This window comes from Streptomyces sp. NPDC127114, from assembly GCF_042677525.1.
Taxonomy (GTDB): Bacteria; Actinomycetota; Actinomycetes; order Streptomycetales; family Streptomycetaceae; genus Streptomyces.
The window spans coordinates 22,591-45,955 of sequence record NZ_JBHXTJ010000014.1; the positions used below are offsets into that span (position 1 = coordinate 22,591).

22 protein-coding genes are annotated in these 23,365 nt (G+C 73.1%); 14 read left to right on the forward strand and 8 right to left on the reverse strand.

Annotation, left to right across the window (positions count from 1 at the left end):
* Window positions 1–7: 7 nt before the first annotated feature.
* Window positions 8–490, reverse strand: a complete 483-nt coding sequence (locus tag ACFVGS_RS16585) for a GNAT family N-acetyltransferase (protein WP_385692820.1) — start codon at window positions 488–490, stop codon at window positions 8–10.
* Window positions 491–635: 145 nt separating this feature from the next.
* Between ACFVGS_RS16585 and ACFVGS_RS16590 the strand changes: the two genes are divergently transcribed.
* The 3 genes from ACFVGS_RS16590 to ACFVGS_RS16600 all read left to right on the forward strand — a co-directional run bounded on the left by ACFVGS_RS16590 (window position 636) and on the right by ACFVGS_RS16600 (window position 2,910).
* Window positions 636–1,448 carry a hypothetical protein gene (locus tag ACFVGS_RS16590; RefSeq protein ID WP_385692821.1) on the forward strand — a complete coding sequence of 271 codons (813 nt, stop codon included), beginning with the start codon at window positions 636–638 and terminating at the stop codon, window positions 1,446–1,448.
* 138 nt (window positions 1,449–1,586) lie between these two features.
* A complete protein-coding gene (locus tag ACFVGS_RS16595) occupies window positions 1,587–2,315 on the forward strand; it encodes an IclR family transcriptional regulator (protein ID WP_385692822.1) in 729 nt (242 codons plus the stop codon).
* Window positions 2,316–2,442: 127 nt separating this feature from the next.
* Entirely contained in the window at window positions 2,443–2,910 is a 468-nt protein-coding gene (locus tag ACFVGS_RS16600; protein ID WP_385692823.1) for a hypothetical protein, read from the forward strand.
* A 161-nt stretch (window positions 2,911–3,071) separates the two neighbouring features.
* Here the strand turns inward: ACFVGS_RS16600 and ACFVGS_RS16605 are convergent, their stop codons facing one another.
* Window positions 3,072–4,439: an NAD(P)/FAD-dependent oxidoreductase gene (locus ACFVGS_RS16605; protein WP_385692824.1), complete on the reverse strand. Its 1,368-nt coding sequence runs from the start codon at window positions 4,437–4,439 to the stop codon at window positions 3,072–3,074.
* A 184-nt stretch (window positions 4,440–4,623) separates the two neighbouring features.
* Between ACFVGS_RS16605 and ACFVGS_RS16610 the strand changes: the two genes are divergently transcribed.
* Complete coding sequence (locus tag ACFVGS_RS16610) at window positions 4,624–5,256, forward strand: hypothetical protein (protein WP_385692825.1); 633 nt, start codon at window positions 4,624–4,626, stop codon at window positions 5,254–5,256.
* Window positions 5,257–5,321: 65 nt separating this feature from the next.
* Here the strand turns inward: ACFVGS_RS16610 and ACFVGS_RS16615 are convergent, their stop codons facing one another.
* Window positions 5,322–7,358, reverse strand: coding sequence for a phosphocholine-specific phospholipase C (locus tag ACFVGS_RS16615; protein ID WP_385692826.1), 2,037 nt, complete (start codon window positions 7,356–7,358; stop codon window positions 5,322–5,324).
* Window positions 7,359–7,643: 285 nt separating this feature from the next.
* Between ACFVGS_RS16615 and ACFVGS_RS16620 the strand changes: the two genes are divergently transcribed.
* Together ACFVGS_RS16620 and ACFVGS_RS16625 are read left to right on the forward strand one after the other, a co-directional pair.
* A complete protein-coding gene (locus ACFVGS_RS16620) occupies window positions 7,644–8,069 on the forward strand; it encodes an ester cyclase (RefSeq protein WP_384406706.1) in 426 nt (141 codons plus the stop codon).
* A gap of 47 nt (window positions 8,070–8,116) precedes the next feature.
* Window positions 8,117–10,168: a prolyl oligopeptidase family protein gene (locus tag ACFVGS_RS16625; RefSeq protein WP_385692827.1), complete on the forward strand. Its 2,052-nt coding sequence runs from the start codon at window positions 8,117–8,119 to the stop codon at window positions 10,166–10,168.
* A 1-nt stretch (window position 10,169) separates the two neighbouring features.
* Here ACFVGS_RS16625 and ACFVGS_RS16630 read toward each other — a convergent pair whose 3' ends face one another.
* The 3 genes from ACFVGS_RS16630 to ACFVGS_RS16640 form a co-directional block, all read right to left on the reverse strand.
* Entirely contained in the window at window positions 10,170–11,411 is a 1,242-nt protein-coding gene (locus ACFVGS_RS16630) for an amidohydrolase (RefSeq protein ID WP_385692927.1), read from the reverse strand.
* Window positions 11,412–11,504: 93 nt separating this feature from the next.
* Window positions 11,505–12,191, reverse strand: coding sequence for a class I SAM-dependent methyltransferase (locus ACFVGS_RS16635; protein WP_385692828.1), 687 nt, complete (start codon window positions 12,189–12,191; stop codon window positions 11,505–11,507).
* A 46-nt stretch (window positions 12,192–12,237) separates the two neighbouring features.
* Complete coding sequence (locus ACFVGS_RS16640; RefSeq protein ID WP_384406701.1) at window positions 12,238–12,405, reverse strand: hypothetical protein; 168 nt, start codon at window positions 12,403–12,405, stop codon at window positions 12,238–12,240.
* Window positions 12,406–12,580: 175 nt separating this feature from the next.
* Here ACFVGS_RS16640 and ACFVGS_RS16645 point away from each other — a divergent pair, with 175 nt between their 5' ends.
* From ACFVGS_RS16645 to ACFVGS_RS16665, 5 genes are all read left to right on the forward strand, one after another.
* A complete protein-coding gene (locus ACFVGS_RS16645; protein ID WP_385692829.1) occupies window positions 12,581–13,798 on the forward strand; it encodes an RNA ligase in 1,218 nt (405 codons plus the stop codon).
* A 2-nt stretch (window positions 13,799–13,800) separates the two neighbouring features.
* Window positions 13,801–14,715 carry an AAA family ATPase gene (locus ACFVGS_RS16650; protein ID WP_385692830.1) on the forward strand — a complete coding sequence of 305 codons (915 nt, stop codon included), beginning with the start codon at window positions 13,801–13,803 and terminating at the stop codon, window positions 14,713–14,715.
* Between the two features lie 70 nt (window positions 14,716–14,785).
* On the forward strand, window positions 14,786–15,502 hold the full coding sequence (locus ACFVGS_RS16655; protein ID WP_385692831.1) for a DUF2993 domain-containing protein: 717 nt from the start codon (window positions 14,786–14,788) through the stop codon (window positions 15,500–15,502).
* Window positions 15,503–15,629: 127 nt separating this feature from the next.
* The gene (locus ACFVGS_RS16660) at window positions 15,630–16,955 is read left to right on the forward strand and encodes a radical SAM protein (RefSeq protein ID WP_384406693.1); all 1,326 of its coding nucleotides are present in this window, start codon (window positions 15,630–15,632) and stop codon (window positions 16,953–16,955) included.
* 69 nt (window positions 16,956–17,024) lie between these two features.
* Window positions 17,025–18,794, forward strand: a complete 1,770-nt coding sequence (locus ACFVGS_RS16665; protein WP_385692832.1) for a serine/threonine-protein kinase — start codon at window positions 17,025–17,027, stop codon at window positions 18,792–18,794.
* A gap of 17 nt (window positions 18,795–18,811) precedes the next feature.
* On the opposite strand, the gene ACFVGS_RS16670 is transcribed toward ACFVGS_RS16665, so the two are convergent.
* A complete protein-coding gene (locus tag ACFVGS_RS16670) occupies window positions 18,812–19,297 on the reverse strand; it encodes a carboxymuconolactone decarboxylase family protein (RefSeq protein ID WP_385692928.1) in 486 nt (161 codons plus the stop codon).
* 182 nt (window positions 19,298–19,479) lie between these two features.
* Between ACFVGS_RS16670 and ACFVGS_RS16675 the strand changes: the two genes are divergently transcribed.
* The 3 genes from ACFVGS_RS16675 (at window position 19,480) to ACFVGS_RS16685 (ending at window position 22,023) form a co-directional block, all read left to right on the forward strand.
* On the forward strand, window positions 19,480–20,400 hold the full coding sequence (locus tag ACFVGS_RS16675) for a pirin family protein (RefSeq protein WP_385692833.1): 921 nt from the start codon (window positions 19,480–19,482) through the stop codon (window positions 20,398–20,400).
* Window positions 20,401–20,539: 139 nt separating this feature from the next.
* Entirely contained in the window at window positions 20,540–21,730 is a 1,191-nt protein-coding gene (locus ACFVGS_RS16680; protein ID WP_385692834.1) for a glutamate--cysteine ligase, read from the forward strand.
* Window positions 21,731–21,798: 68 nt separating this feature from the next.
* A complete protein-coding gene (locus ACFVGS_RS16685; RefSeq protein ID WP_384406685.1) occupies window positions 21,799–22,023 on the forward strand; it encodes a DUF6458 family protein in 225 nt (74 codons plus the stop codon).
* Window positions 22,024–22,069: 46 nt separating this feature from the next.
* Here the strand turns inward: ACFVGS_RS16685 and ACFVGS_RS16690 are convergent, their stop codons facing one another.
* Window positions 22,070–23,350: a glycosyltransferase gene (locus ACFVGS_RS16690; protein ID WP_385692835.1), complete on the reverse strand. Its 1,281-nt coding sequence runs from the start codon at window positions 23,348–23,350 to the stop codon at window positions 22,070–22,072.
* Window positions 23,351–23,365: the final 15 nt, after the last annotated feature.

The following is a 23,365-nucleotide window of genomic DNA, read 5'->3' on the forward strand; positions in this document are numbered from 1 at the left end:
AGCGGGTTTACGCCTCCGCCGGCGCCGCGCCCTCGTCCAGACGCAGCGTCACGAAGGCCACGGTGTCGCCCGGCAGCACGTAGCGCTCGGTCTCCACGAAGCCGCGGGCCCGTGCGAAGCGCAGCCCCTCCTCGTTGCTCGCCAGGACCACCGTCTCCACACCCGCCTCGCTCAGCGTCCGGGCGTGCGCCAGGCCCCGCTCGTACAGCGCGGTCCCGTACCCCCGGCCGCGGTACTCGGGCAGGATCCGGGAGATGACCGTGGCGGCGGGCGTCTCGTCGTCCGGCGGGCGGACGGTGGAGCAGCCGACGGCGGCGCCGTCGGCGTAGGCCACGTCGAGCCGGTTTCGGCCCGCCCGCTCGCGCACCTCGTCCGCGGAGAGCGGGGCCGTCGGGATGATCGTGTTGTGGATCAGCCGCCAGTCCGCCAGGAGCGCGGGAGCGGCCACCGGGTCGGCCGGGTCGATGCTTTCGATGCGCAGCGCGTTCATCCGGGCAGGAAATCCCACCCCGCGACGAACCGTCAAACGCGTTGCCGCATCGGCCGAACGGGTGAGGGGGCGCCGGCCGCGACAGGCCCGGGTGCCGACCGGGTACGGATCCGGGCATCGCCCCGAGCCTCGGAGGAGCCCTCCCATGCCCGTCCGCAAGGGCACCACCGCGGTGCTGACCTGCGCCCTGCTCTCGGCCCTCGCCCTGGGCGGAGCCCTGACCGGCTGTACCGCGCAGCGTCCGCCGTCCGCAACGCCGCCGCCGGCGCACGACGCCTCCACGTCCCCGTTGCACGGCCCGCTCCACGGTCCGGACCGGGACCGGACGCAGGGTCAGGAGGCGCGCGACGGCGCCAACCGGGCGCCCTCGCGCATCACCGGCGTCGGCCCCCGTACGCACGCCCGCATCCCCGACGGCACCACCCAGGTCCTCGTGGTGAGCGGCGACGGCGTCGACGGCAACGTCGTCACCGCCGTGCTCCACGAGCGGGACGCGGCCGGCCGTTGGCACCGCGCCGCCGGTCCCTGGCGCGGACACAACGCCCTGCGCGGGTGGACCGACGACCACGTGGCGGACGACCTGCGCTCGCCGACCGGCGTCTACCGGCTCGGCGACGCGGGCGGCCGGCTCCCCGATCCCGGGGCCAGGATCCCGTACGACCAGGACGAGGAGTTCGCCGTCTCCGGCACCGGCTTCCTCGGCGAGCCGCTCGAAGGCTCCTTCGACTACGTGGTCGCCATCGACTACAACCGCGTCCCCGGCACCACCCCGCTCAACAAGGAGCGCCCGCTGGGCCCGGAGCGGGGCGGCGGGGTCTGGATCCACGTCGACCACGGCGGCCCCACCCAGGCCTGCGTCTCGCTGCCCCGCGAGAACATGACCGAACTCCTCCGCGCCCTCGACCCGGCGCGGAACCCCGTCGTCGTCATGGGCCCGGCCGCGACGATCGCCGGCTGAGCGACGGGACGCCGCGACGCGCCGCGCAACGACTTGGCCGGTACGTCCGTTCTGCCGCATGGTGTCCTCTGCGTCCGGGAGCCGTCGCGCCGTCGGGGGACCGCGGCCGGACGCGAGCGGATCCGAGGGGGACGACACATGAAGCACACGGACATGCCGGGAGACGGGACCACGGCGAACCGGGGCAGAGGGGTGCTCGAAGGGGCGTTCGCGCTCCTGGAGGCACTGCGAAGACACGGGGACGAGGCGGCGGGCGTGACCGAACTGGCCCAGGCCTGCGGGGTGCCGAAGGGCACGGCGCACCGGCTGCTCGACCAGCTCGTGGCCGTCGGCGCCGTCGAGCGCCGCGACCGGCGCTACCGGGTCGGCCCGCAGCTCTATCGGCTCGGCCTCGCCTGGGAGCCGCACCCCGGCCTGCGCGCCGCCGCCCGGCTGCCGCTGCACCGGCTGCGGGCGGTGACCGGGGCCAGCGCCCTCCTCGTGGTGATGCGGGAGGACCAGGCGCTGACGGTGAGTTCGGTGCCGGGCGAGCTCGAACCCGTGGTGCCGGTGCCGGACGGGGTCGGCTTCCGGCTCGACACGGCCGCCGGGCTGGCGCTGCGGGGGCCGCGGCGTGCGGGCGCCGTGCTCGACCGTGAGGACGTGATGGACGGAGTGTGCTGCGCGGCGGTGGCCGTACGGTCGCCGGACGGCCGCGTCGTGGCCGCGCTCGCCGGCATGGTCAGGGCGGGGCGGCGGCTCGGACCGCTGGCCGATGCCGTCGCCGAGGCGGGCGCGGCCCTGGGAGGCTGTCTCGCCCGCGGCCTGGCCCGGGGAGGGCCCGCGGTGACCGCCGCCGCGCCGTTCCGTCCAGTGGAACGCGCGTAGAAGACGTCAGGGCGTGCCGGGCACAGTAAGGGACGTGCCGAGGGGAACGGCACGAACGGCCCGCTCCGAAGGGACGGGACGCCAACCGGACGTCACGCACATGACGTCGAACAAGGGGGATTTCCACATGAGCAAGCACCGGACCGTCCGCGTCGCCGCCGCCGCACTGCTCGGACTCGGCAGCCTCGGCGTCTTCGCCGGCACCGCCCAGGCCGAGCCGATCGACTACGTGAAGATCGAGCTCATCGAGCTGACCTGCCACCGCAACAGCGAGGGCAACCACGACGAGGCCTACCTCAACATCACCGACGCCAACGGAAACCAGGTCAAGGTGTGGCCCGGCAACGGCATCTCGTACCAGACCATGGGCGCCGGCTACGTCCGCTCGATGACCGACGGCAACAGCAACCCCGCCCTCGTCCTCGGCCGCGAGCAGGCCCGCACGCTCACGCTCTGGGACAAGGACACGTTCGGCTCGGACAAGCTGGGCGCCACCCTGGTGACCGGCAGCGAGGTCGGCGCCGAGGTCCAGTACCGCTCCCTGGAAGGCTCCGGCGGCGTCTACACGATCGCCTACCGCGTCATCGACATCTGACCGGCACGGAGCCCTTCGACCGGCGAGCAGCGCGTTGCGCGCGTGTGCCGCCGCGTCGGTGCCGGCCGCGGCGAAGACCGGGCGCAGCGCCGCGGCCGTTCCCGCAGTCGGGGCAGGTCCGCGCCGGTCAGACCGAGCGGCTCGCTCTCACCGCGCGTACGTCAGGACTTCGCGGCGCGCAGCGAGGCGGTGTGGGCGCGGATCTGCTCGGGCGTGAGATACGCGTCCGTGTACTCGAAGTCCCGCAGCGTGCCGGACTTCGAGGCCAGGAAGCCGGTGCGGACGAAGTCGTCGCCCGCGAACGCGTTGAGGAGCCAGTTGGTCATCACCCGGGTCTTCGCCACGTTCGTCCGCAGCGCCCCCCAGTGGTAGGCGCGCGCCACCGCCTGGGCTGGCATGCCGTGCAGCTCGACCCCCATCGGCTTGGACACGCCGTCGCGCCCGCCGAGGTCGACCACCAGGCCCAGGTCCTTGTGGACGTACGGGCGCGTCCGCTCGCCGCGCAGCGTCGCCACCAGGTTGTCGGCGATCACCTTGCCCTGGCGCATGGCGTGCTGGGCGGTCGGCGGGCAGATCGCGTCCTCTTCGCCCTTGGCCAGGTCCGGTACGGCCGCCGCGTCGCCGAGCGCGTACACGCCGGGCAGACCCGGCACCGTCATGTCCGGCTCGACGACCAGCCGGCCGCGCAGGGTCTCGGCGCCCAGCGTGCCGATGAGCGGGCTGGCCGCGACGCCGGCCGTCCAGATCAGCGTGCGGCAGGGCAGCACCCGGCCGTCGGTGAGCGTCACGTTCTCCTCGTCCACCGAGGCCACCGAGACACCGAGCGAGACCTGGATGCCGCGCTTGCGCAGGATCTCCAGGGCCGCCGCGCCGAGCTTGGGCCCGAGCTCGGGCATCAGCGTGGGCGCGATGTCGACCAGGTGCCACTTGATGAGCTTCGGGTCGAGCCGGGGGTAGCGGCTGACGGCGTTGTGGGTGAGCAGCTGGAGGCAGGCGGCCGTCTCGGTGCCCGCGTACCCGCCGCCCACCACCACGAACTGCAGCCGCGCGGCCCGCTCGGCCTCGTCCTGGCTCGCGTCGGCCAGGTCGAGCTGCGCGATCACGTGGTCGCGGAGGTACACCGCCTCGGCGAGGGTCTTCATGCCCCGGGCGTACTGGGCGAGTCCGGGGATGTCGAAGGTGCGGGTGACGCTGCCGGGAGCGAGCACCAGGTGGTCGTACGGCTCCGCCTCCGTCTCGCCCGTGATGGTGCGCACCACGCAGACCTTGGCCTCGGTGTCGATGCCGACGGCGCCGCCGGGGATGATCCGGGTCCGGTGCTTCTCGCTGCGCCGCAGCGACAGTGCGACCGACTGCGGGGTGAGCACACCCGAGGCGACCTGGGGCAGCAGCGGCAGGTACAGCTGGTACGCGAAGGGCGAGAGCAGCGAGATCGCGGCCTCCCGCCCGGTGAGCCGCCGTTCGAGGCGCCGTACGCACGCGACCCCGGCGAAACCGGCGCCCACCACGAGGATTCTCGGTCGAGACACGGTGAAAGACCGCCTTTCCACGCCTTGTCTGCGGTACGGGCCGTCGGCGGCCCTCTCAGCCTCACTAACCGAACCCATCATCCGGAAATCATTCATATCCGGCAAAAGGGTGAGATGGGAGCGGGTCCGGGCGCCTATGCTGAGGCAGCCGCTCGGGCTGCGCGGCCCGACGAGGAAGGACCAGTTGACCCCGTACTCCCTCGCGTTCTACGTGGACGTGATCACCTCCGGAACCGTGCTGGGCGCCAGGCCGACGGACAGTCCCGACCGGGTCACCGAAATCCTCGGTCCGGACTTCGCCGAGAACTCCTTCGACGACCACGGCATGTGGCGCGACTACGGCATGGCCGAGTTCTTCTGGTCCCGCGAGTCACCCGGTCACCCGTGGGAGGGCCACCACTTCACCCTGCAGGTGCATCGGCTCCCGTACGGCGGCAGCGGAGCGGTCAACCCGGTGATCCGTGAGCGGTACGGCCGCTTCGGCCGCCGGCTGCGCTTCGACCGGCTGGAGCGGCTGCTGGCGAAGCGCGGCGTGCCCCTGGAAGAGGTCCCGGACCCCAACGCTCCCGCGTACTCCCTGCACTGGCAGCCCGCTTCCCAGGTGTCCGTGATGGTGGCCCGCGCCCGTGAGAGCGCGGGCCACGGCGGCGGGACCGGCAGCCGCAGGAAGCGCCGGCGCGGTGACAGCCGTGTCGGCGACGTCCATGCCGTCGCTTCGTCGATGACCGCCGAGCAGGTGGCCTGGTACAGGGCGCGCTACGGCAGCCGCGAAGCCGGACGGCCGTCCGTGCCGGCCGTGCCGTCCGGCGGTTCATGAGGGAGTCGGGGCACCGGCCCGCGCGGGGGATTCCTCCCGCGGGCGGGGGCCGGTGCCGGGTGGGGTCAGCCGGAGAGGCTCGGCGCGCCCGTCTCGATGTGGCCGGTGTAGCGGCGTGACCAGGTGCCGTCGATGTCCGCCAGGATCGTGAAGTCGTACCAGCCGTTGTGGTACGCGACGGCGTTGAAGTAGTCCTCGCGCGAGGACTTCGCCGGGACCGTGTACGTCCACGGGCCGTCGCCGCGGTAGGCGTCGGAGCGGATGGTGAAGGTCACCGGAGTGGCCGCGTTGTTGGTCATCGTGAAGTAGAGGGCGGTCTTGCCGGTGCCGGGCTCGGTCGCGTAGCGCGCGGCGACCTCGATGTCCTTGCCCGCCTTCGAGGCGTCGCCGATGAAGCGGCGCAGGAAGCGGTTGGGGCCCATCATCGAGATGTCGTACTTGCCGGAGCCCGAGCCGAGCCCGATGTTGAAGTAGTCGGTGGCGGTCGTGCCGGGATCCACCGTGTACTGCCAGGCGGCGGTGTCCCGGTACTGGTGCGGGTGGATCGAGAAGTGCGCCGAACGGCGGGCCTGGGCGCCCTGGTTGCTCATGGAGAACCAGGCCAGGATCTTGCCCGCGGCGCCGAACTCGAAGCGGTCCAGATTGCCGTTCACCTGGTACGGCAGGGCGCGCGCGGGCCGGGTGCCGCTCTCCTGCGGCGGCAGGGCGTTGTCCTGCGGGACCGGGTTCGGCAGCGGACCGCAGGTCGACTGGCCGATGACCTTGGCGGTGGACGGCAGGTTCGCCGGCACCCCGTACACCGGGTGGGCGAAGTCGAAGACACCGGTGAGGTCGCCGGTCACCTTGCGGCGCCAGGCACTGATGTTGGGGCAGGTCGCGGGAGTGCCGAGGGCGGCCGTCCACACCTCCAGGAAACGCAGCACCGAGGTGTGGTCGAAGACCTCGGAGCTGACCCAGCCGCCCCGGGTCCACGGGGACATGACGATCATCGGGACGCGGAAGCCGAGGCCGATCGGTACTCCGTCGATGTACTCGCCCGGCGTCCCGGGCGGCGCGACCGGCGGGGGCACGTGGTCGAAGAAGCCGTCGTTCTCGTCGTAGTTGAGGAACAGCACGGTCGAGTCGAAGACCTCGGGGTTCGCGGCGAGCGCCCGGTAGACCAGGTCCACGAAGTGCGCGCCGTCGCCCGGCGGGGCGTACGGGTGCTCGGAGAAAGCCTCGCTCGCCACCACCCACGACACCTGCGGCAGCGTCCCCGCGAGCACGTCGGCGCGGATCGCGGCGGCGATGTCGTCCGGGGTCGAACCGGTGACCTTCGGCACCGAGCCCATGCCGCGGTCGTACAGCGGGTCGCCCGGCCTGGCGTCGGTGAACCGCTTGAAGTACGCGAGACCGTTGTCTCCGTAGTTGTCCTGGGCGTTCTGGTACACCTTCCAGCTCATCCCCGCCCGCTGGAGGGCTTCCGCGTACGTCTCCCAGGTCAGCCCGGACTCGTCGCCGCCGTCCTTGCTGGAGGCGTCGATCTTCCCGCTCCACAGGAACGTGCGGTTGGGGCCGGTCGCGCTGAGCGCCGAGCAGAAGTAGGCGTCGCAGACGGTGTAGTGGTCCGCCAGCGCGTAGTGGAAGGGTATGTCGCCGCGGTCCAGGTGGCCCAGGGTGCGGGTGTTGCCGACGCCCGCGACCCAGTTGTCGAGCCGGCCCTTGTTCCAGGCGGCGTGCTGGGAGGTCCAGCTGTGCGGCAGGTCGCCGTTGCACTGTGCCAGTGTCTCCCCGTCCACACCGCCCGCCGGGGGAGTGGAGCTCAGCTTCCACGGGTACTGCCGGCCGCCCCAGTTGGGCTGGTTGAACATGCCCCAGCCGCCGGGGATGTTGCCCGCGGCCCGGTCGCGGAAGCCCCGGACGCCTTTGAGCCGACCGAAGTAGTGGTCGAAGCTGCGGTTCTCCTGCATGAGGATCACGACGTGCTTCACGTCGGTGATGGTGCCCGTTGCCGCCTGCGCGGCCGCCGACGCCGTCCCGGTCGGCAGCGCCGCCCCGGCGACGAGCCCGGCCCCGAGTCCCGCCCCGATGCCTACGAACCCTCTGCGGCTGATGGGAGTCATGCCCCGCCTCTCGTGTCCCGCTGTGCCCCGGTGGCACGCCGAGGACAGGATGAGGGAAGGGGCCCCAAAGGTATACGGCCGTGCAGTAATCGATTGGTTAACTTCCGTCGGACGGTGAGGTGGTGGGCCGACATGGGCGCAGAATTGGTCCGACCGCGAACCAATACGCCAATGGTCCGCGGCGGGCCGGCCCCCGACGGCCGCGCCCGACCTCCCGGAGGTGGACACCGGTGAGAAAATGAGAGCACCGGCCGCCACGCGGACAGGAACCACCGGAGGTGGATCATGGGCGAGGCACGCGACGTCATGGACCGGCTCACCGAGGCGGTGACCCACTCGGACCTCACCACGCTCGCCGAGCTCTACGCCGAGGACGCCGTCGCCGTCACACCCGACGAGGGCGAGCTGCACGGACGCGACGCCATCGTCGAGTACTGGCGCACGATGACCGAATCGATACCGGAGGCGACCTTCACACCCCTCCACCAGTACGAGACCGACGACACCGCGATCGACGAGGGCATCTTCAGCGGCGTCAACACGGGTCCGATCCAGCTGCCCGACGGAGAGACGCTGCCCGCCACGGGCAGGACCGTCACGATCCGCGGGACCGACCTCGCGACCGTCAGGGACGGCAGGATCGAGAGCTACCGGCTGTACTTCGACCAGATGGAATTCCTGGACCAGCTCGGCCTGCTGCCCCAGGCCTGAGGGGCCCGCCGCTCCCCGGTGCCGGTGGCGTGGTCCACAATCTCCCCATGAGCGAGACGAGCGCGGACACCGGCGCCACCAGCCCCGAAGCCGACCCCTACCTGTGGCTGGAGGACGTCGAGGGCGAGCGGGCGCTCGCCTGGGTGCGCGAGCGCAACGCCGAGACCGCCGCCGAGCTCGCCGGGGACGAGGCCTTCCGCGAGCTCGTCGCCGACCTGCGCGAGGTCCTCGACGCGCCCGACCGCATCCCGTACACCCGCCGCCGCGGCCCGTACCTCTACAACTTCTGGCAGGCCGCCGGCCACACCCGGGGAATCTGGCGGCGCACCACCCTCGAGGAATACCGCACCGACGAGCCGGCCTGGGACGTGCTGCTCGACCTCGACGCGCTCGCCGACGCCGAGGGCGAGGACTGGACCTGGGCGGGCGCCCAGGTGCTGCGGCCCGCGTTCCGCCGGGCACTGGTCAGCCTCGCGCGCGGCGGCGGCGACGCCGTGGTGGTGCGCGAGTACGACCTGGAGGAGCGGGCGTTCGTCACCGACGGCTTCACGCTGCCCGAGGCCAAGACCGACATCGGCTGGATCGACGAGGACCACGTCTTCGTCGGCACCGACGAGGGCCCCGGCTCCCTGACCGCCTCCGGCTACCCGCGCACCGTGCGCCGCTGGCGCCGCGGCACCCCGCTCGACCAGGCCCCGCTCGTCCACGAGGGCACCGCGTCCGACCTCGCCGTGTCCGCCTGGCACGACCCCACCGAGGGCTTCGAGCGCTCCTTCGCGGTCCGCTACCGGGACTTCTGGCACCACGAGACCCATCTGCTCACCGACGGCGGCGAGCCGGTCCGGATCGAGGTCCCGGACGACGCCGACAGCTCCGTGCACCGCGAGTGGCTGCTCGTCACGCCCAAGGCGCCCTGGCTCGGACAGCCCGCCGGCTCCCTCCTCGCCTTCCGGTTCGACGACTTCCTCGCCGGACGCCGCGATCCCGAGGTGCTCTTCACCCCCGACGAGCGCACCGCCCTGGCCGGTCATTCCTGGACCCGCAACCACCTCGTCGTCGAGACCCTCCAGGACGTCGCCAGCCGGCTGCACGTCCTCACCCCGGCCGCCGGCACCGGCGCCTGGCGGCGCCGGGAACTCGCCGACCTGCCGCCGCTGGCCTCCGCCGCGCTGACCGACACCGACCCGGACACCGGTGACGAGTACTTCCTCTCCGTCACCGGACACCTCCTCCCGCCCACGCTCCACCGCGGCGAGATCGACGGCCCCGGCGAGCGGATCAAGCAGGCCCCCGAGCGCTTCGACGCCACCGGCCTCGAGGCCCGGCAGTACTTCGCCGTCTCCGCCGACGGCACCCGCGTCCCGTACACCGTCGTCGGCGCCCGCGAGCAGGAGCCCGGCCCCACCCTCCTCACCGGCTACGGCGGCTTCGAGGTCTCCCTCACCCCGTCCTACGACACCGTGCGCGGCCGGGCCTGGCTCGCCCGCGGCGGTACGTACGTGGTGGCCGGCATCCGCGGCGGCGGAGAGTACGGACCCCGCTGGCACCGCGCCGCACTCAAGGCCGAACGGCACCGCGCGTACGAGGACTTCGAGGCCGTCGCCCGCGACCTCGTCGCCCGGGGCATCACCACGCCCGGCCGGCTCGGCATCACCGGCGCCAGCAACGGCGGCCTCCTCATGGGCGCCATGCTGGTCCGCAGCCCCGAGCTCTTCGGCGCGATCGTCGCGCACGTGCCGCTGCTCGACATGCTGCGCTTCCACACCCTGCTCGCCGGCGCCAGCTGGACGGCCGAGTACGGCGACCCCGACGACCCGGCCGACCGGCCGCACCTCGCCGCGCTCTCGCCGTACCACCGGCTCGCCGCCGGCCGGCCCTACCCGCCCGTCCTGCTCACCACCTCGACCCGCGACGACCGGGTGCACCCCGGTCACGCCCGCAAGGCCGCAGCGCGGCTGCGCGAGCTCGGCCACCGGGTGCTGCTCCACGAGACCCTGGCCGGCGGCCACGCCGGAGCCACCGACCACGAGCAGACCGCCCACAACAGCGCCCTGGAACACACCTTCCTCTGGCGCACCCTCGCAGGCCGCGCCGGCTGACTCAGACCAGGGCGCCGTCGCGGGCCACGACCCGGCCCGCCCGCACCACCAGATCACGGCGCGGCAGGTCCACCACGGCCTGCGGCACGCACTCGCCCTCGACCAGCATGAAGTCGGCGGGCGCACCGGGCCGCAGGTCCGCCCGGGGCAGCCCGAGCAGCTCCGCACCGCCGTGCGCGGCCAGCGCGAAGCAGGCCTCGAGGTCCTGGTCGAGCCGGGCGTCGAGGGCCCAGCCCGCCAGCCACGCCCGGTGCAGCATGTCGGCGTTGCCGAACGGACTCCAGTTGTCCCGCACGCCGTCCGAGCCGAGCCCGACCCGCACCCCGCGCTCGGCGAGGCGCCGGAACGGCAGGACCGTGACGGACGACAGCGCGACCGTGGTCAGCGACACCCCGGCGCCGGCGAGCAGGTCGGCCGTCTCGTCAAGCTCCCGGCCGGACAGCTGGGCCACCGCGAAGGCGTGCGCGACGCTCACCTTCCCCTGGAGGCCCAGCGCCCTGGTGCGGGCGGCGATGTCCCGCAGCGGCGCGAGACCGGTCTCGCCCCGGTCGTGCAGATGGATGTCGAGCCCCAGGCCGTGGCGCTCGGCCAGCGCGAACACCGTCCCGAGCTGGTCGCCGCCCGCGGCCCCCGCGTCACCGCTCGCGTCGAAACCGGCCGGGTCGATCCCGCCCACATGCGTGATCAGCCCGCTCCTCGCCGCCTCGGCAAGGAGCTCCGCCGCACCCGGCGTGCGCACCACGCCGTGCTGCGGGAAGGCGACGAGCTCCACGTCCACGATGCCGCGCAGCCGCTCCCGGGCCTCGGCGATCCCCTCCAGGCCCGCCAGGCCGAAGGCGGGCGCCACGTCGGCGTGGGCCCGCATCGCCCGGGTGCCCCGCGCCGCCGCGTGCGCCATCAGCCGGTAGGCCCGCTCGGCCACGGGCGTGGGCAGCGCGCGAGCCAGCTCCACGTCGCCCGCCACGTACTCGGCGATGCCCCGGGCCGCGCGGCGGCTGTGCCAGGACTCGCCCCACGCGGTCTTGTCCGGGTGGATGTGCGCGTCGACCAGGGTCGGCAGCGCCATCAGCCCGGCACCGTCCACCGTCTCCACGACGGCACCCTCCGGCACGGCGTCCGCCAGGACTCCGTCGACGGACACGAGGTCGACGGCCGCACCGCCGAAGGGGCGCACGTTCCGGAACACGGTGGCGGTGGTGGTCGCGCGCTGGAGGGACGACACGGGGCCTCCTGGGGAGACGATCGGACGGACGCCGACTTTGTATACCAAGTTGGTATACCACGCGGCTCTCCGTCGCCCGCCCTGCGTCGTCGACCGATCCCGGTTCCTCGGTGTTCAGTCCTCCCGGCGGGCGAGCAGACAGGCCCGTCGCGTCTCCGCCTCGTGCGGATAGGGAGCCCGCTCCAGCCGGGCCTTGATCCGGAAGCCCGCCTCCTGCAGGGCCGCCGCGACGGCGGACGGCTCCAGGAAGTGGAAGTCGACGTCCACCTCGTGCCCCCACCATTCGGTGAGGTTCCTCACCTCGCTGCCGATGTGGAAGGCGACCAGCAGCCCGCCGCCCGGGCGCAGCACCCGGCGGATCTCCGTGAGGGCCGGGGCGAGCTCGTCCGGCGCGAGGTGGATGAGCGAGTACAGCGCGACGGCCGCGTCGAACTCGCCGTCCCCGGCCGGCAGCCGCAGCAGGTCGCCCTCGCGGAACTCGACCTCGGGGTGCCGTTCACGGCCGATCGCCACCATGGCGGGGGAGAGGTCGAAACCGACCACGCTCGTACCGCGACCGGCCAGCCACGCGGCGACGTGCCCGGGCCCGCAGCCCAGGTCGGCCAGCCGCGCGCCGTCGCCGGCCTGCTCGGCCAGCGCGCCCAACAGCGCCCGGTCGAGCGGCTTGCCGTCCAGCTCGTCGCCGATCCGGGCGCGGTACTCCTCGGCCACGGCGTCGTAGCTCCGCCGTACGCGGTCGTGATCCGCGCCCTCGGTCCCGCCCGTGCTGCCGGTCCCGCCCGTGCTGTCGGCACCCGTCATGCTCACGCCCCCCCTGTCGTCCGCCGTGACCGTACCGGCGGTGCGGCTACTGCATCGGCACGCCGGCCGGGCCGAGTCCGGCCGGCGGCATCTGGATCACACGGCTGAGGTCGCGCATCACCTCTTCGGCGGTCCGGCGTACGTCACCGGGGACGTCCCCCTGCTCGCGTATGAGCTCGGCATAGATGGGGGCGGTGGTGTCCGCGTAATTCATTGCGCTCGCTTCCTCGGCCTTCTCCGACGTCCTTCAGGACCGCGAGTCTACGGGGGCGGACACCCGCCCCCGCCCCCGGGTTCGGATGCCGGACCCACTCGTGGACGGGTAATTCGCTGGTCAGGCCCGCGACGGGACAGAAGAATGAGCGTCCTCGAAACAGGGGAGGGAACCCATGAGCCAGGCCGACCTGACTCTCGACACGCTGCTGCCGCCGGACGAACTGGCGGCCGCGCTCGCGTCCGGACACGTGACCCGCAAACCGCACCCCGCGCTGCCGCTGTCCATCTACACGTACACGCGTGTCTGCCAGTACGAAGGCGTGTGGAACCAGGTCACCACCCGTTGCCGCGGCCTCGTCGCCGACGACCGCACCGGCCGCATCGTCGCCCTCCCGCTGCCCAAGTTCTTCAACGTCTCCGAGCACGAGAGCGGCCGCCCCTACGCGCCCGCGCTCCCCGACGAGCCCTTCGAGGTCTACGAGAAGGTCGACGGCAGCCTCGGCGTGGTCTTCCACTACGACGGCCGGTGGCACGTCGCCTCCAAGGGCTCCTTCGTCAGCATCCAGGCCACCTGGGCGCAGCGCCGGCTCGACGCCGCCGACACCTCGGCGCTCGTCCCGGGGACGACGTACCTCATGGAGATCGTCTACCCCGAGAACCGGATCGTCGTCGACTACGGCGGCCGGCGCGACCTCGTGCTGCTCGCCGCCTTCGGCCCGGACGGCACCGAGACGCCGCTCGCCGAGGCCGCCGGCGCCTGGCAGGGCATCGGCTCCGTCGTCACCGTCCACCCGCCGATCGCGCTCCACGAACTCCTGAAGCTCACCGAGACCAGCACGCTGCCCGACGGCAGCCCGTCCACCGGCACCGACGCCGAGGGCTTCGTGCTGCGCTTCGCGTCCGGGGTCCGCGCCAAGGCGAAGATCTCCGAGTACGTGCGGCTCCACAAGGTCCTCACCGGCGTCACCGAGCGCGACATCTGGCGCGGCCACGGCATCCAGCGCTTCGCCGGCACCTCCGCCAAGGTCCTGGCGCAGGGTCTCGGTCTGTCCATGGCCGAGCTCGGCGGCATCCGCGCCCAGGGCGGCCGTCCCCTCGACGACCTCCTGGAGCAGGTCCCCGACGAGTTCGACACCTGGGTGCGGTCCGTGATCACCCGGCTGGAGTACGATTTCGCGGTCCGCGAGCAGGCGATCGACGAGGCCTACGCCTCGCTCGCCCACCTCGCCGACGACCGGGGGGCCTTCGCCCGGGCCGCCAAGGCGCTGCCCGACCCGCGGCTGCGCTCCGCCCTCTTCCTGCGCCTCGACGGCCGCCGCACCGACCTGCTGGTCTGGCGCGAGCTGCGCCCGGAGACCGCCGACCCCTTCACCACCGACGAGGAGAACTGACCGTGCCCGTGGTCCATGTCATGACCGGACTGCCCGCCTCCGGCAAGACCACCGCAGCCCGTGCCCTCCAGGAGCGGTCCGAGGGCCGGATGCGCCGCGTCAACCTCGACGACCTGCGCACCATGCTCGACCTGCCGGGCGACGGAGGCCGCTCGCACGTCCACGAGCAGACCGTGCTCGGCATCCAGGACGCGGCGATCCGCGCCGCCGTCGACGACGGCTTCGACGTCGTCGTCGACAACACCCACCTCACCCCGCACATCCCCAAGCGCCTCAAGGCCGCCGTCGCCGGCCGCGAAGCCACCTTCGTCGTGCACGACTTCACCGACGTGCCCGTGGACGAGTGCGTCCGCCGCGACGCCGGCCGTGCCCGGCCCGTCGGCGAGGAGATCATCCGCATCCTCGCCGACAAGCACGCCAAGGCCACCCGCGGCGGCTGGCGGCTCACCGACGACTGGCTCAACGACCGCCCCGCCGTCACCCCGTACGTCGCGGACCCCGCGCTGCCCTCCGCCGTCCTGTGCGACATCGACGGCACGCTCGCCCTGCGCGGCGACCGCGGACCGTACGACTTCTCGCGCTGCGACCTCGACCTGCTCAACGTGCCCGTGCGCGAGGCCCTGCGTGCCTTCCGGGCGTCCCACCAGGACCGGATCGTGCTGCTCTCCGGGCGCAGCGAGGACCACCGGGAGATGACCGAGGCCTGGCTCGCGCGGTACGAGGTGCCGTTCGACGAGCTGTGGATGCGGGCGTCCCACGACGGACGCTCCGACGACCTCGTCAAGGCCGAGCTGTTCGACGCCCACGTCCGCTCCCGCTACGCGGTCCGCGTGTCGCTCGACGACCGGGACCGGGTCGTCGCCGTCTGGCGCCGGATGGGCCTGCCCACCTGGCAGGTCAACTACGGCAACTTCTGAGCACCGCTTAGGATCGGCCGGGCCGGTGCCCGCAGGGGGCGGACACGGCACGCACGGGGGGAGAACGGGAATGAAGCGGCGCTGGGTGAAGGTGCTCACCATCACGCTCGTGATACTGGCGGGGCTCTTCGTCGCCGTGGACCGGATCGCCGTCCACTACGCGGAGAAGGAGGCCGTCGCCCTCGTCGAGGAGAAGTACGGCTACGGATCGGGATCGACGAACGGCTTCACCGAGCTGTCGATCCACGGCTTCCCCTTCCTCACCCAGGCCGCGGACCTGAGCTTCGACCACGTGACCCTGACCGCGGGGAACTTCTCCGTCAACACCACGGTCAACGCCCAGGGCGACCACCTCAACGTGCGCGAGCTGAGCCTCGACCTGCACGACCTGACCGCGCCCTCCTTCACCGCGCGCAGCGCCGGCGCCAACCTCGTCACCGGACGCGTGACGATCGGCTACGAGGACCTGTCCGGAGTCGTCTCCCGGCTGCTCGGCAAGGGCGGCGCGCTCACCGTCGCGCCGGCCCCCGGCGGATCCGGCGGTGCGGGCGGCGACCGGTCGGCGCCGCTGCGCATCACCGGGACCTGGGACGGCCGGCCGCTGGACACGACGGCGACCGTGGCGGTCGCGGCCGACGAGTTCCAGCTGCGCGTCCCGGAGCTCGGCGGCAGCACGTACACCTGGCGGGTGCCGATGCCCAGGAACATCGACTTCACCGCTGCCCGTTCCCAGCCGGACGGGCTCGAGCTCGAACTGACCGGACACCAGGTCGTCCTCGGCGGCTGACCGGCCTCCGCCCCGCGGCCGAGGACGCGTGCGACCGGGGTCGGATACCGGCCCCGGCGGCGCCGTCCTAGGGTGGTCAGTGGCCCATCCGGCTCGCGACCGCACGACCGAGGAGATGTCTTCGCGCATGATCCGCCGCACCGACGAGGTCGAAGACCTCATGCACCGCTTCCCGCACGTCCCGAAGGAGGCGGTGATCAAGGAGGACCTTCTGCGCGGCGGCATCGCCTTCGACGACTCGGCCCTCACCGACTCCGGCGACGAGGCGGCGGGCGAGGTCAAGCCCAAGTCGTACTTCATCTTCTCCTTCGACCACCGCACCCTGCCCGAGCTCGGGCAGGCCGCGCTGCGCCGTCCGCCCGAGGAGATCGTGCTCACCGGCGGGCCGTACGAGCTGCGCCGCACCGTCGTCTCCGTCCGCGTCAACCCGTCCTCGCCCTACCGGGTGGCCGCGGGCGAGGACGGCATGCTCGGGCTCTACCTCGACGGCCGCCGCATCGCGGACGTCGGCCTTCCGCCGATGCCCGAGTACTACCGGCACACCCTCGCCAACGGGAAGTCCGTCATGGAGGTGGCACCCACCATCCAGTGGGGCTACCTGATCTACCTCACGGTCTTCCGCGTCTGCCAGTACTTCGGTGCCAAGGAGGAGTGCCAGTACTGCGACATCAACCACAACTGGCGCCAGCACAAGGCCGCGGGCCGGCCCTACACCGGCGTGAAGGACGTCGAGGAGGTGCTCGAGGCGCTCGCGATCATCGACAAGTACGACACGGCCGGCGCCTCCACCGCGTACACCCTCACGGGCGGCGCCGTCACCTCCCGCGTCGCCGGCAAGGACGAGGCCGACTTCTACGGCCAGTACGCCCAGGCCATCGAGGAGCGCTTCCCCGGCCGCTGGATCGGCAAGGTCGTCGCCCAGGCGCTGCCCAAGGCCGACGTCCAGCGGTTCAAGGACTACGGCATCCAGATCTACCACCCCAACTACGAGGTGTGGGACAAGCGCCTGTTCGAGCTGTACTGCCCCGGCAAGGAGCGGTACGTCGGACGCGACGAGTGGCACCGCCGGATCCTCGACTCCGCCGAGGTGTTCGGCCCGCGCAACGTCATCCCCAACTTCGTGGCGGGCGTGGAGATGGCCGAGCCCTTCGGCTTCACGACGGTCGACGAGGCCATCGCCTCCACCACGGAGGGCCTGGAGTACTTCATGTCGCGCGGCATCACGCCCCGCTTCACCACCTGGTGCCCCGAGCCCACCACGCCGCTCGGCAAGGCCAACCCGGCGGGCGCGCCGCTCGAGTACCACATCCGGCTCCTCGACGCCTACCGGGCGACGATGGAGTCCCACGGCCTCAGCTCGCCTCCCGGCTACGGCCCGGCCGGCCCCGGCCGCGCGGTGTTCTCGGTCAGCTCGTTCATGGACAGCCTCCCGGGCGGGGACGAGACGCCGTAGACCGCTCTCCCGGGCCCTCCCGGGGCCTCGGGAGCGGAGGTGTCACCGGAACCGCCTACGATGCCGCCCATGAGTACGAGCGAGGGTGGCAGACCGCTGGTCGACGGGCGGTTCCGGCTGGTCGCCAGACTGGGCAGCGGCGGTATGGGAACGGTGTGGCGGGCGCGGGACATCGCCCTCGACCGGGACGTCGCCCTCAAAGAGGTACGGCCGCCGGACCCGGCGGCCGCGGAGGCCGATCCCGGCTTCGCCGCGCAGGCGCGTGAGCGCGCCGTCCGGGAGGCCCGGGCCCTGGCCCGGCTCTCCCACCCGCACGTCGTGACGATCCATCACATCGTCGAGCCCGGTGACGGTTCGCACCCCTGGATCGTCATGGAACTCGTCGAGGGCCGCTCGCTGTACGACCGGCTCGCCGAGGGCCCGATGTCGCCCGCCGAGGCGGTCACCCTCGGCCGCCAGGTGCTCTCCGCGCTGCGCGCCGCGCACGCCGCGGGCATCCAGCACCGCGACGTGAAGCCCGCCAACGTGCTGCTCCGCCCCGACGGCGGCGCCGTCCTCACGGACTTCGGCATCGCCGCGTTCAACGGCGCGACCTCGCGGCTCACGTCCACCGGCGACCTGATCGGCTCGCCCGAGTTCATCGCACCCGAGCGCGTGCGCGGCGAGGAAGGCAATCCGGCCTCCGACCTGTGGTCGCTGGGCATGCTCCTGTACGTGGCGGCCGAGGGCCACCATCCGCTGCGCCGCGCCACGAGCCTGGCGACCGTGGTCGCCGTGCTCGACGACCCCATCCCGGCACCGGTGCGGTCCGGGCCGCTCACGCCCGTACTCGAACGGCTCCTGGTCCGCGATCCGGCGGCGCGCCCGGACGGCGCGCTCCTGGACCGGCTGCTCGCGGAGGCCGAGGCGGGCACGCCGGCGGCGGTGCCGGCCGTGCCTCCCGTGGGCCCTGCGGTCGGACCGGCGGTCGGACCGGCGGTCGGGACTCCGGCCGGACCTCCGGCCGCGGCCGGCTTCGGCGCGCCGTACGCCCATCCCGCCTACGGGCCGCCCGGCCCGCACGGACCGTCCGGCCCGCCCGTCCCGGTGCCGGCGGGCGCCTGGGCCACGCCGACCGTCCCGTCCGGCGGCTTCGGGCAGCCCGCCCCGTCGCGCACCGGACGTCGTGCCGGCCTGGTGGCCGGCGCGGTGGTGCTGGCGGGCGCCGCCGTGCTCGGTGTGGTGAACCTGCTTCCGGACGGTGGCACCGAGGGCGGACGCGGCACCGGGGCGAAGGGCGCCGGCTCCTCTTCCGCCGCGAGTTCGCCGGCGGGCTCTCCGACGGGCCGTACGCCGACCGCGGCCGGCGGCCCCGGCACCGCCGACGCGGGCACGACGGCGCTCCGGGGCAGCCTGCTCACCACGGCGAACGTCCGTGGCGTCATCAAGGCCCTGGGTGAGGCCGCCGGCAGCACCACCATGAAGGAACTCACCGTCTACGAGGGCTACGCGCTCGCCTCCATCCCGACCCGGCCCGGGGCGAACACGTACGACCGGTGGGAGTTCCGCAACGGCGTGGCCCGCAGGACCGGCCCCGGCGGGACGCTGGGCACCGACGCGGACGACCAGCCCTTCGACGTCGCCGCCATGGCGTGGGACACGCTTCCGTCGCTGATGCGGCGCGGCGAGAAGGAACTGAAGGTGGACGACCCGACGATGCGTTATGTCGTCGTCGACCGCTGGACCTTCAACGAGGACCGTCCCACGATGCGCTTCTACCTCATCAACGAGTACAGCGCGGTGGGTTATCTGACGGCCGACCAGAAGGGGAAGGTCGTGGCCAGCAATCCGGCGTCCTGAGCCCGGGGGCGGACGGCTCAGCGGTCGGCGGACCCGCGGACGGGGTGCTTGCTGAGGATCGAGACCCGGTTGAAGGCGTTGATCGTGATGGCCACCCAGATCACCGCGGACAGCTCGTCGTCGCTCAGCACCTCCCTGGCCTCGGCGTAGGCGCGGTCCTGGGCGTCGGCCTGCTCGGGGTGGGTGGTCGCCTCGGCGAGGGCGAGCGCGGCGCGCTCACGGGCGGTGAAGAGCTCGGTGTCCCGCCAGGCGGCGAGCACGCCGAGGCGCCGGGTGGTCTCACCGGCCCGCAGCGCGGCCCGGGTGTGGACGTCGAGACAGGAGGCGCAGCCGTTGAGCTGGGAGACCCGGAGGTTGACCAGCTCCACGAGGACGCGGTCGAGGCCCGCCTCGGCGGCGGTCTTCCGAACGGTCTCGGCCGTGGCCAGGAGGGCCCGGTAGACAGCGGGGTTCTGCTTGTCGAGGTAGATCCGCCGGTCTGCCCGGGCGGACCGCGCAGCCACGACCGCCGTCGCCGCGGCCGCCGTCCCGGCCTCGCTCCCTGTCTCCGTATCCGTCGCCGTCGAGGTGGCCTGTGCCGGGTCGCTCACCCTGTGCTCCTTCGCCTGTTGTCGCGGTACGTCGTCCTGGCTATCATCCTTCATGATTGTTGAAAATGGAACTACTTTGGGGAAGGGGTCGGGAGATGACTGGCACGGAGGTCGAGGTCCTCACCGCCCGGGACGTCCCGTTGGGCGGCCCGCGCGCCATGACCGTACGCCGCACACTGCCCCAGCGGGCCCGGAGCTTCATCGGGGCCTGGTGCTTCGCCGACCACTACGGCCCCGACCTCGTCGCCGACTCGGGCGGCATGGACGTGGCCCCGCACCCGCACACCGGGCTGCAGACGGTGAGCTGGCTCTTCAGCGGCGAGATCGAGCACCGCGACAGCCTCGGCACCCACGCCTCCGTGCGGCCGGGAGAGATCAACCTCATGACCGGCGGCCACGGCATCAGCCACTCCGAGGTCTCCACCCCCGGCACCACCGTCCTGCACGGCGTTCAGCTGTGGCTCGTCCTCCCCGACGCGCACCGCCACGCCCCGCGCGACTTCCAGCACCACGCGCCGAAGCCGTTCCGTATCGACGGAGCCGAACTCAGGGTCTTCCTGGGCACGCTCGCCGGCGACACCTCGCCGGTACGCACCTTCACCCCGCTGCTCGGCGCCGAACTCGTCGTCGACCCCGGAGCCACCGTCACCCTCGACGTCGACCCGGCCTTCGAGCACGGCCTCCTCGTCGACGAGGGCGCCGTGCGCCTCGCCGACACCGTCCTCAAGCCCGCCGAGCTCGGCTACGTGCCCACGGGACGCACGACCCTCACTCTCACCAACGAGTCCGACCACCGCGCGCGGGCGGTCCTGCTGGGCGGCACGCCGTTCGAGGAGGAGATCGTCATGTGGTGGAACTTCATCGCCCGCACGGACGAGGAGATCCGCCAGGCGAGGGAGGACTGGATGTCGGGCACCCGCTTCGGCGAGGTCGTCGGCTACGACGGCACCCCGCTCCGGCTGCCCGCCCCCGAACTCCCCACCACCCCGCTCAAGCCACGCCGCAACCCCCGCTGACCCGGCGTCACCTTCCCGCGCGAAGGCCGCACGGAGCCGATCGCGCCTCCGTGCGGCCCTCCGTGATTCGGCCGGAGTGCCGGCCGATGACGACTCTGCCTTCTGCCCGTCGGCCCTTCCGCGTGCCAGCATGGCCGTCATGACGAGTACAGGGCACACGCCGGCCGTCACCCCACCACCCGACCGCCGCCATGACCCGACCCGGCCTCCCGCCCGGACGGCGACTCCGCTCACCGTCGGCGTCGAGGAAGAGTTCCTGCTGGTCGACCCGGCCTCCCGTGAACTGCGCGCCGACGCCGAGAAGGTGGTCGCCGAAGCCGCCGGCGAACTCGGCGACCGGGTGGGCCCCGAGATCACCCGCTACCAGGTCGAGACCCGCACCGACCCGCACACCAGCCTGACCGGCCTCGCCGACCAGGTCCGCTCCACACGGCTGTCCCTCGCCCGCGCCGCCGCACGACAAGGCCTGCGCGTCATCTCCACCGGAACCCCCGTCCTCGCCCCGCCCGGCCCCCCACCGCTGACCGACGGCCCCCGCTACGCCCGCAGCGCCGAGACGTTCCGCGCCCTCGACGACGAACAGATCGCCTGCGCGTGCCACGTCCACGTCGGCGTCCCCGACCTGGCGACCGCCCTGCGGATCAGCAACCACCTGCGCCCGTGGATCCCCCTCCTGATCGTCCTGTCGGCCAACTCCCCTTTCTGGGACGGCCGGGACACCGGCTACGCCAGCTGGCGCACGACCACCTGGGGCCGTTGGCCGGTCGCGGGCCCCCCGCCGTACTTCACCTCCACGTCCCACTTCGAGGAACTCGTCGGCGCATTCCTCACCACCGGCGCCCTCATGGACCGCGGCGGCCTGTACTGGCACATCAGGCCCTCCCACCACGTGCCCACCCTGGAGTTCCGTGCCGCCGACGCCACCGCCACCCCCGACGACACCGTCCTGCTGGCAGCCATCGCCAGGGCCATGGTCGCCACCGCCCTCACCGCCCTCACCGCCGTCGACGCGGGAGAACCGGCACTCCGGCCCTCCGACGACATGCTGCGCGCGGCCTGCTGGCGCGCTGCCCGCGACGGCATCACCGGCGAGACCATAGACCCCGCAACAGGCCGCCTCACCCCGGCCGTCACCCAGGTCGAGGAGCTTCTGTCCCGGCTGCGCCCCGCACTCGACCAGCACGGCGACACGGATCTCGTGCACACCCTCTGGACCCGGCTGCGGACCCGGGGCGGCGGCGCCGAGGGCCAGCGCGCCGCCTACCGCCGCAACGCCGCCCTGACCGACGTCGTCGACCACCTCGTCGAGACCACCACCCCACCGGCATGACCGCCGAGGGGATGAGAGCCGAGGACCGGGGTACGCGAGCGACATCCGACCCGGCAAGGGAGGAAACCATGGGTCTGGGAGTCTGCATCATCCTGATCGCCGTCGGCGCCATACTGACCTTCGCGACCGACTGGCAGCTCGACGGGGTCGATCTCGACCTGGTCGGGCTGATCCTCATGGCCGTCGGCATCATCGGCACGGCCGTGTACACGAGCATCCTGCGCCGCCGCCGGGTGGTGGTCCCACCGGTCGCCCCGACGGTGACCGACGAGGAACGCCGCGACCTGCACTGAGCCGACGCGCCCTACGGGCGACCGGTGCGGTCGCGGCGGTGTCCGGTCAGCGGCGGGTTCCCTCCACCTCGCGCGTGTCGTCGTCGAGGTGCTCGAGCGCCGCCCGTACCGGTGCCACCCCGTCCTCCTGCCGCAGTCGTCCGGCGAGGGCGGCGGCTCGCCGGCGGTACGCCGGGTCGCGGGTGGCGGCGGTCAGGGCGGTGGCGAGAGGGCGCGGGGAGGTGAGCCGTCGCAGCGGCACCGGGCCGGGCGACACACCGAGGGCCGTGAGGCGGGACGCCCAGAACGCGCCGTCGAACCACACGGGCATGGGCACCGCGGGCACGCCCGCGCGCAGGCCGGCGGCGGTCGTCCCCGCACCCGCGTGGTGGACCACCGCTGCCATGTGGGGGAACAGCAGCGAATGGGGCAGCTCTCCGACGGTCAGCATGTCGTCGCCGTCGGCGCGCAACCCGCTCCATCCGGACTGGATCACCCCGCGCCGTCCGGCCTCGCGCAGCGCCCGGACGATCAGCCGGCTCACGCGTTCCGGGTCGGGCACCGTCGGGCTGCCCAGCCCGACGAAGACCGGAGCGGGCCCCGCGTCCAGGAAGTCCCGCACGGCGGGCGGGAGTTCCGCGGTCGGCGCGGCGTACGGCCACCAGTAGCCCCCGATCGTCAGCCCGGGACGCCAGTCGGCCGGGCGCGGCACCACCAGGGGACTGAACCCGTGATGGACCGGCCAGTGCCGCCGTTCCCGGTTCCGGCGCCGGTCCCGAGAACGAAGGCGGGGAACGCCGAGTTCATGCTCGACGGCCCGTGCGGCTCTGCTGAACACCAGGTCCAGGGCGGCGTTGACCGCCCGCCCGGCCAGTCGGTTGCCGCGGCCGCCGAAAGGCCGCGTACCTGCGAGAGGCGGCGGGAAGGCAGTGGTGGGCGCGACCGGCTGGAGGTACACGCCGCTGCTCGGCAGCCGCAGGCCCTCGGCGATGGCGTGGCCCAGGGGCGCGACGGAGCCCGACAGCAGCAGCACGTCACTCGCCCGCGCCGCCTCCAGCATCCCCGGAACCATCGCCTCGACCAGCCGCCCCGCCATGGCCAGCGCCGTCGCCAGCTTCCCCGGGCCGCTGCGGGTGGTCAGCAGTCGCCGCCCGTGCTCCGTGCGCAACTCGGCCTGCGGATCCACCGGCAGGCCGTGGAAGGACAGCCCTGCCTCGCGTACCAGCCCGCCGAACGACTCGTGGGTGACGACGGTGACGTCGTGTCCCGCGCGCACCAGCCCGTGACCGAGGCCGGTGAACGGCGCGACGTCACCCCGGGATCCGGCAGTGATCAGTGCAACACGCATCGTGACCAGTATGCC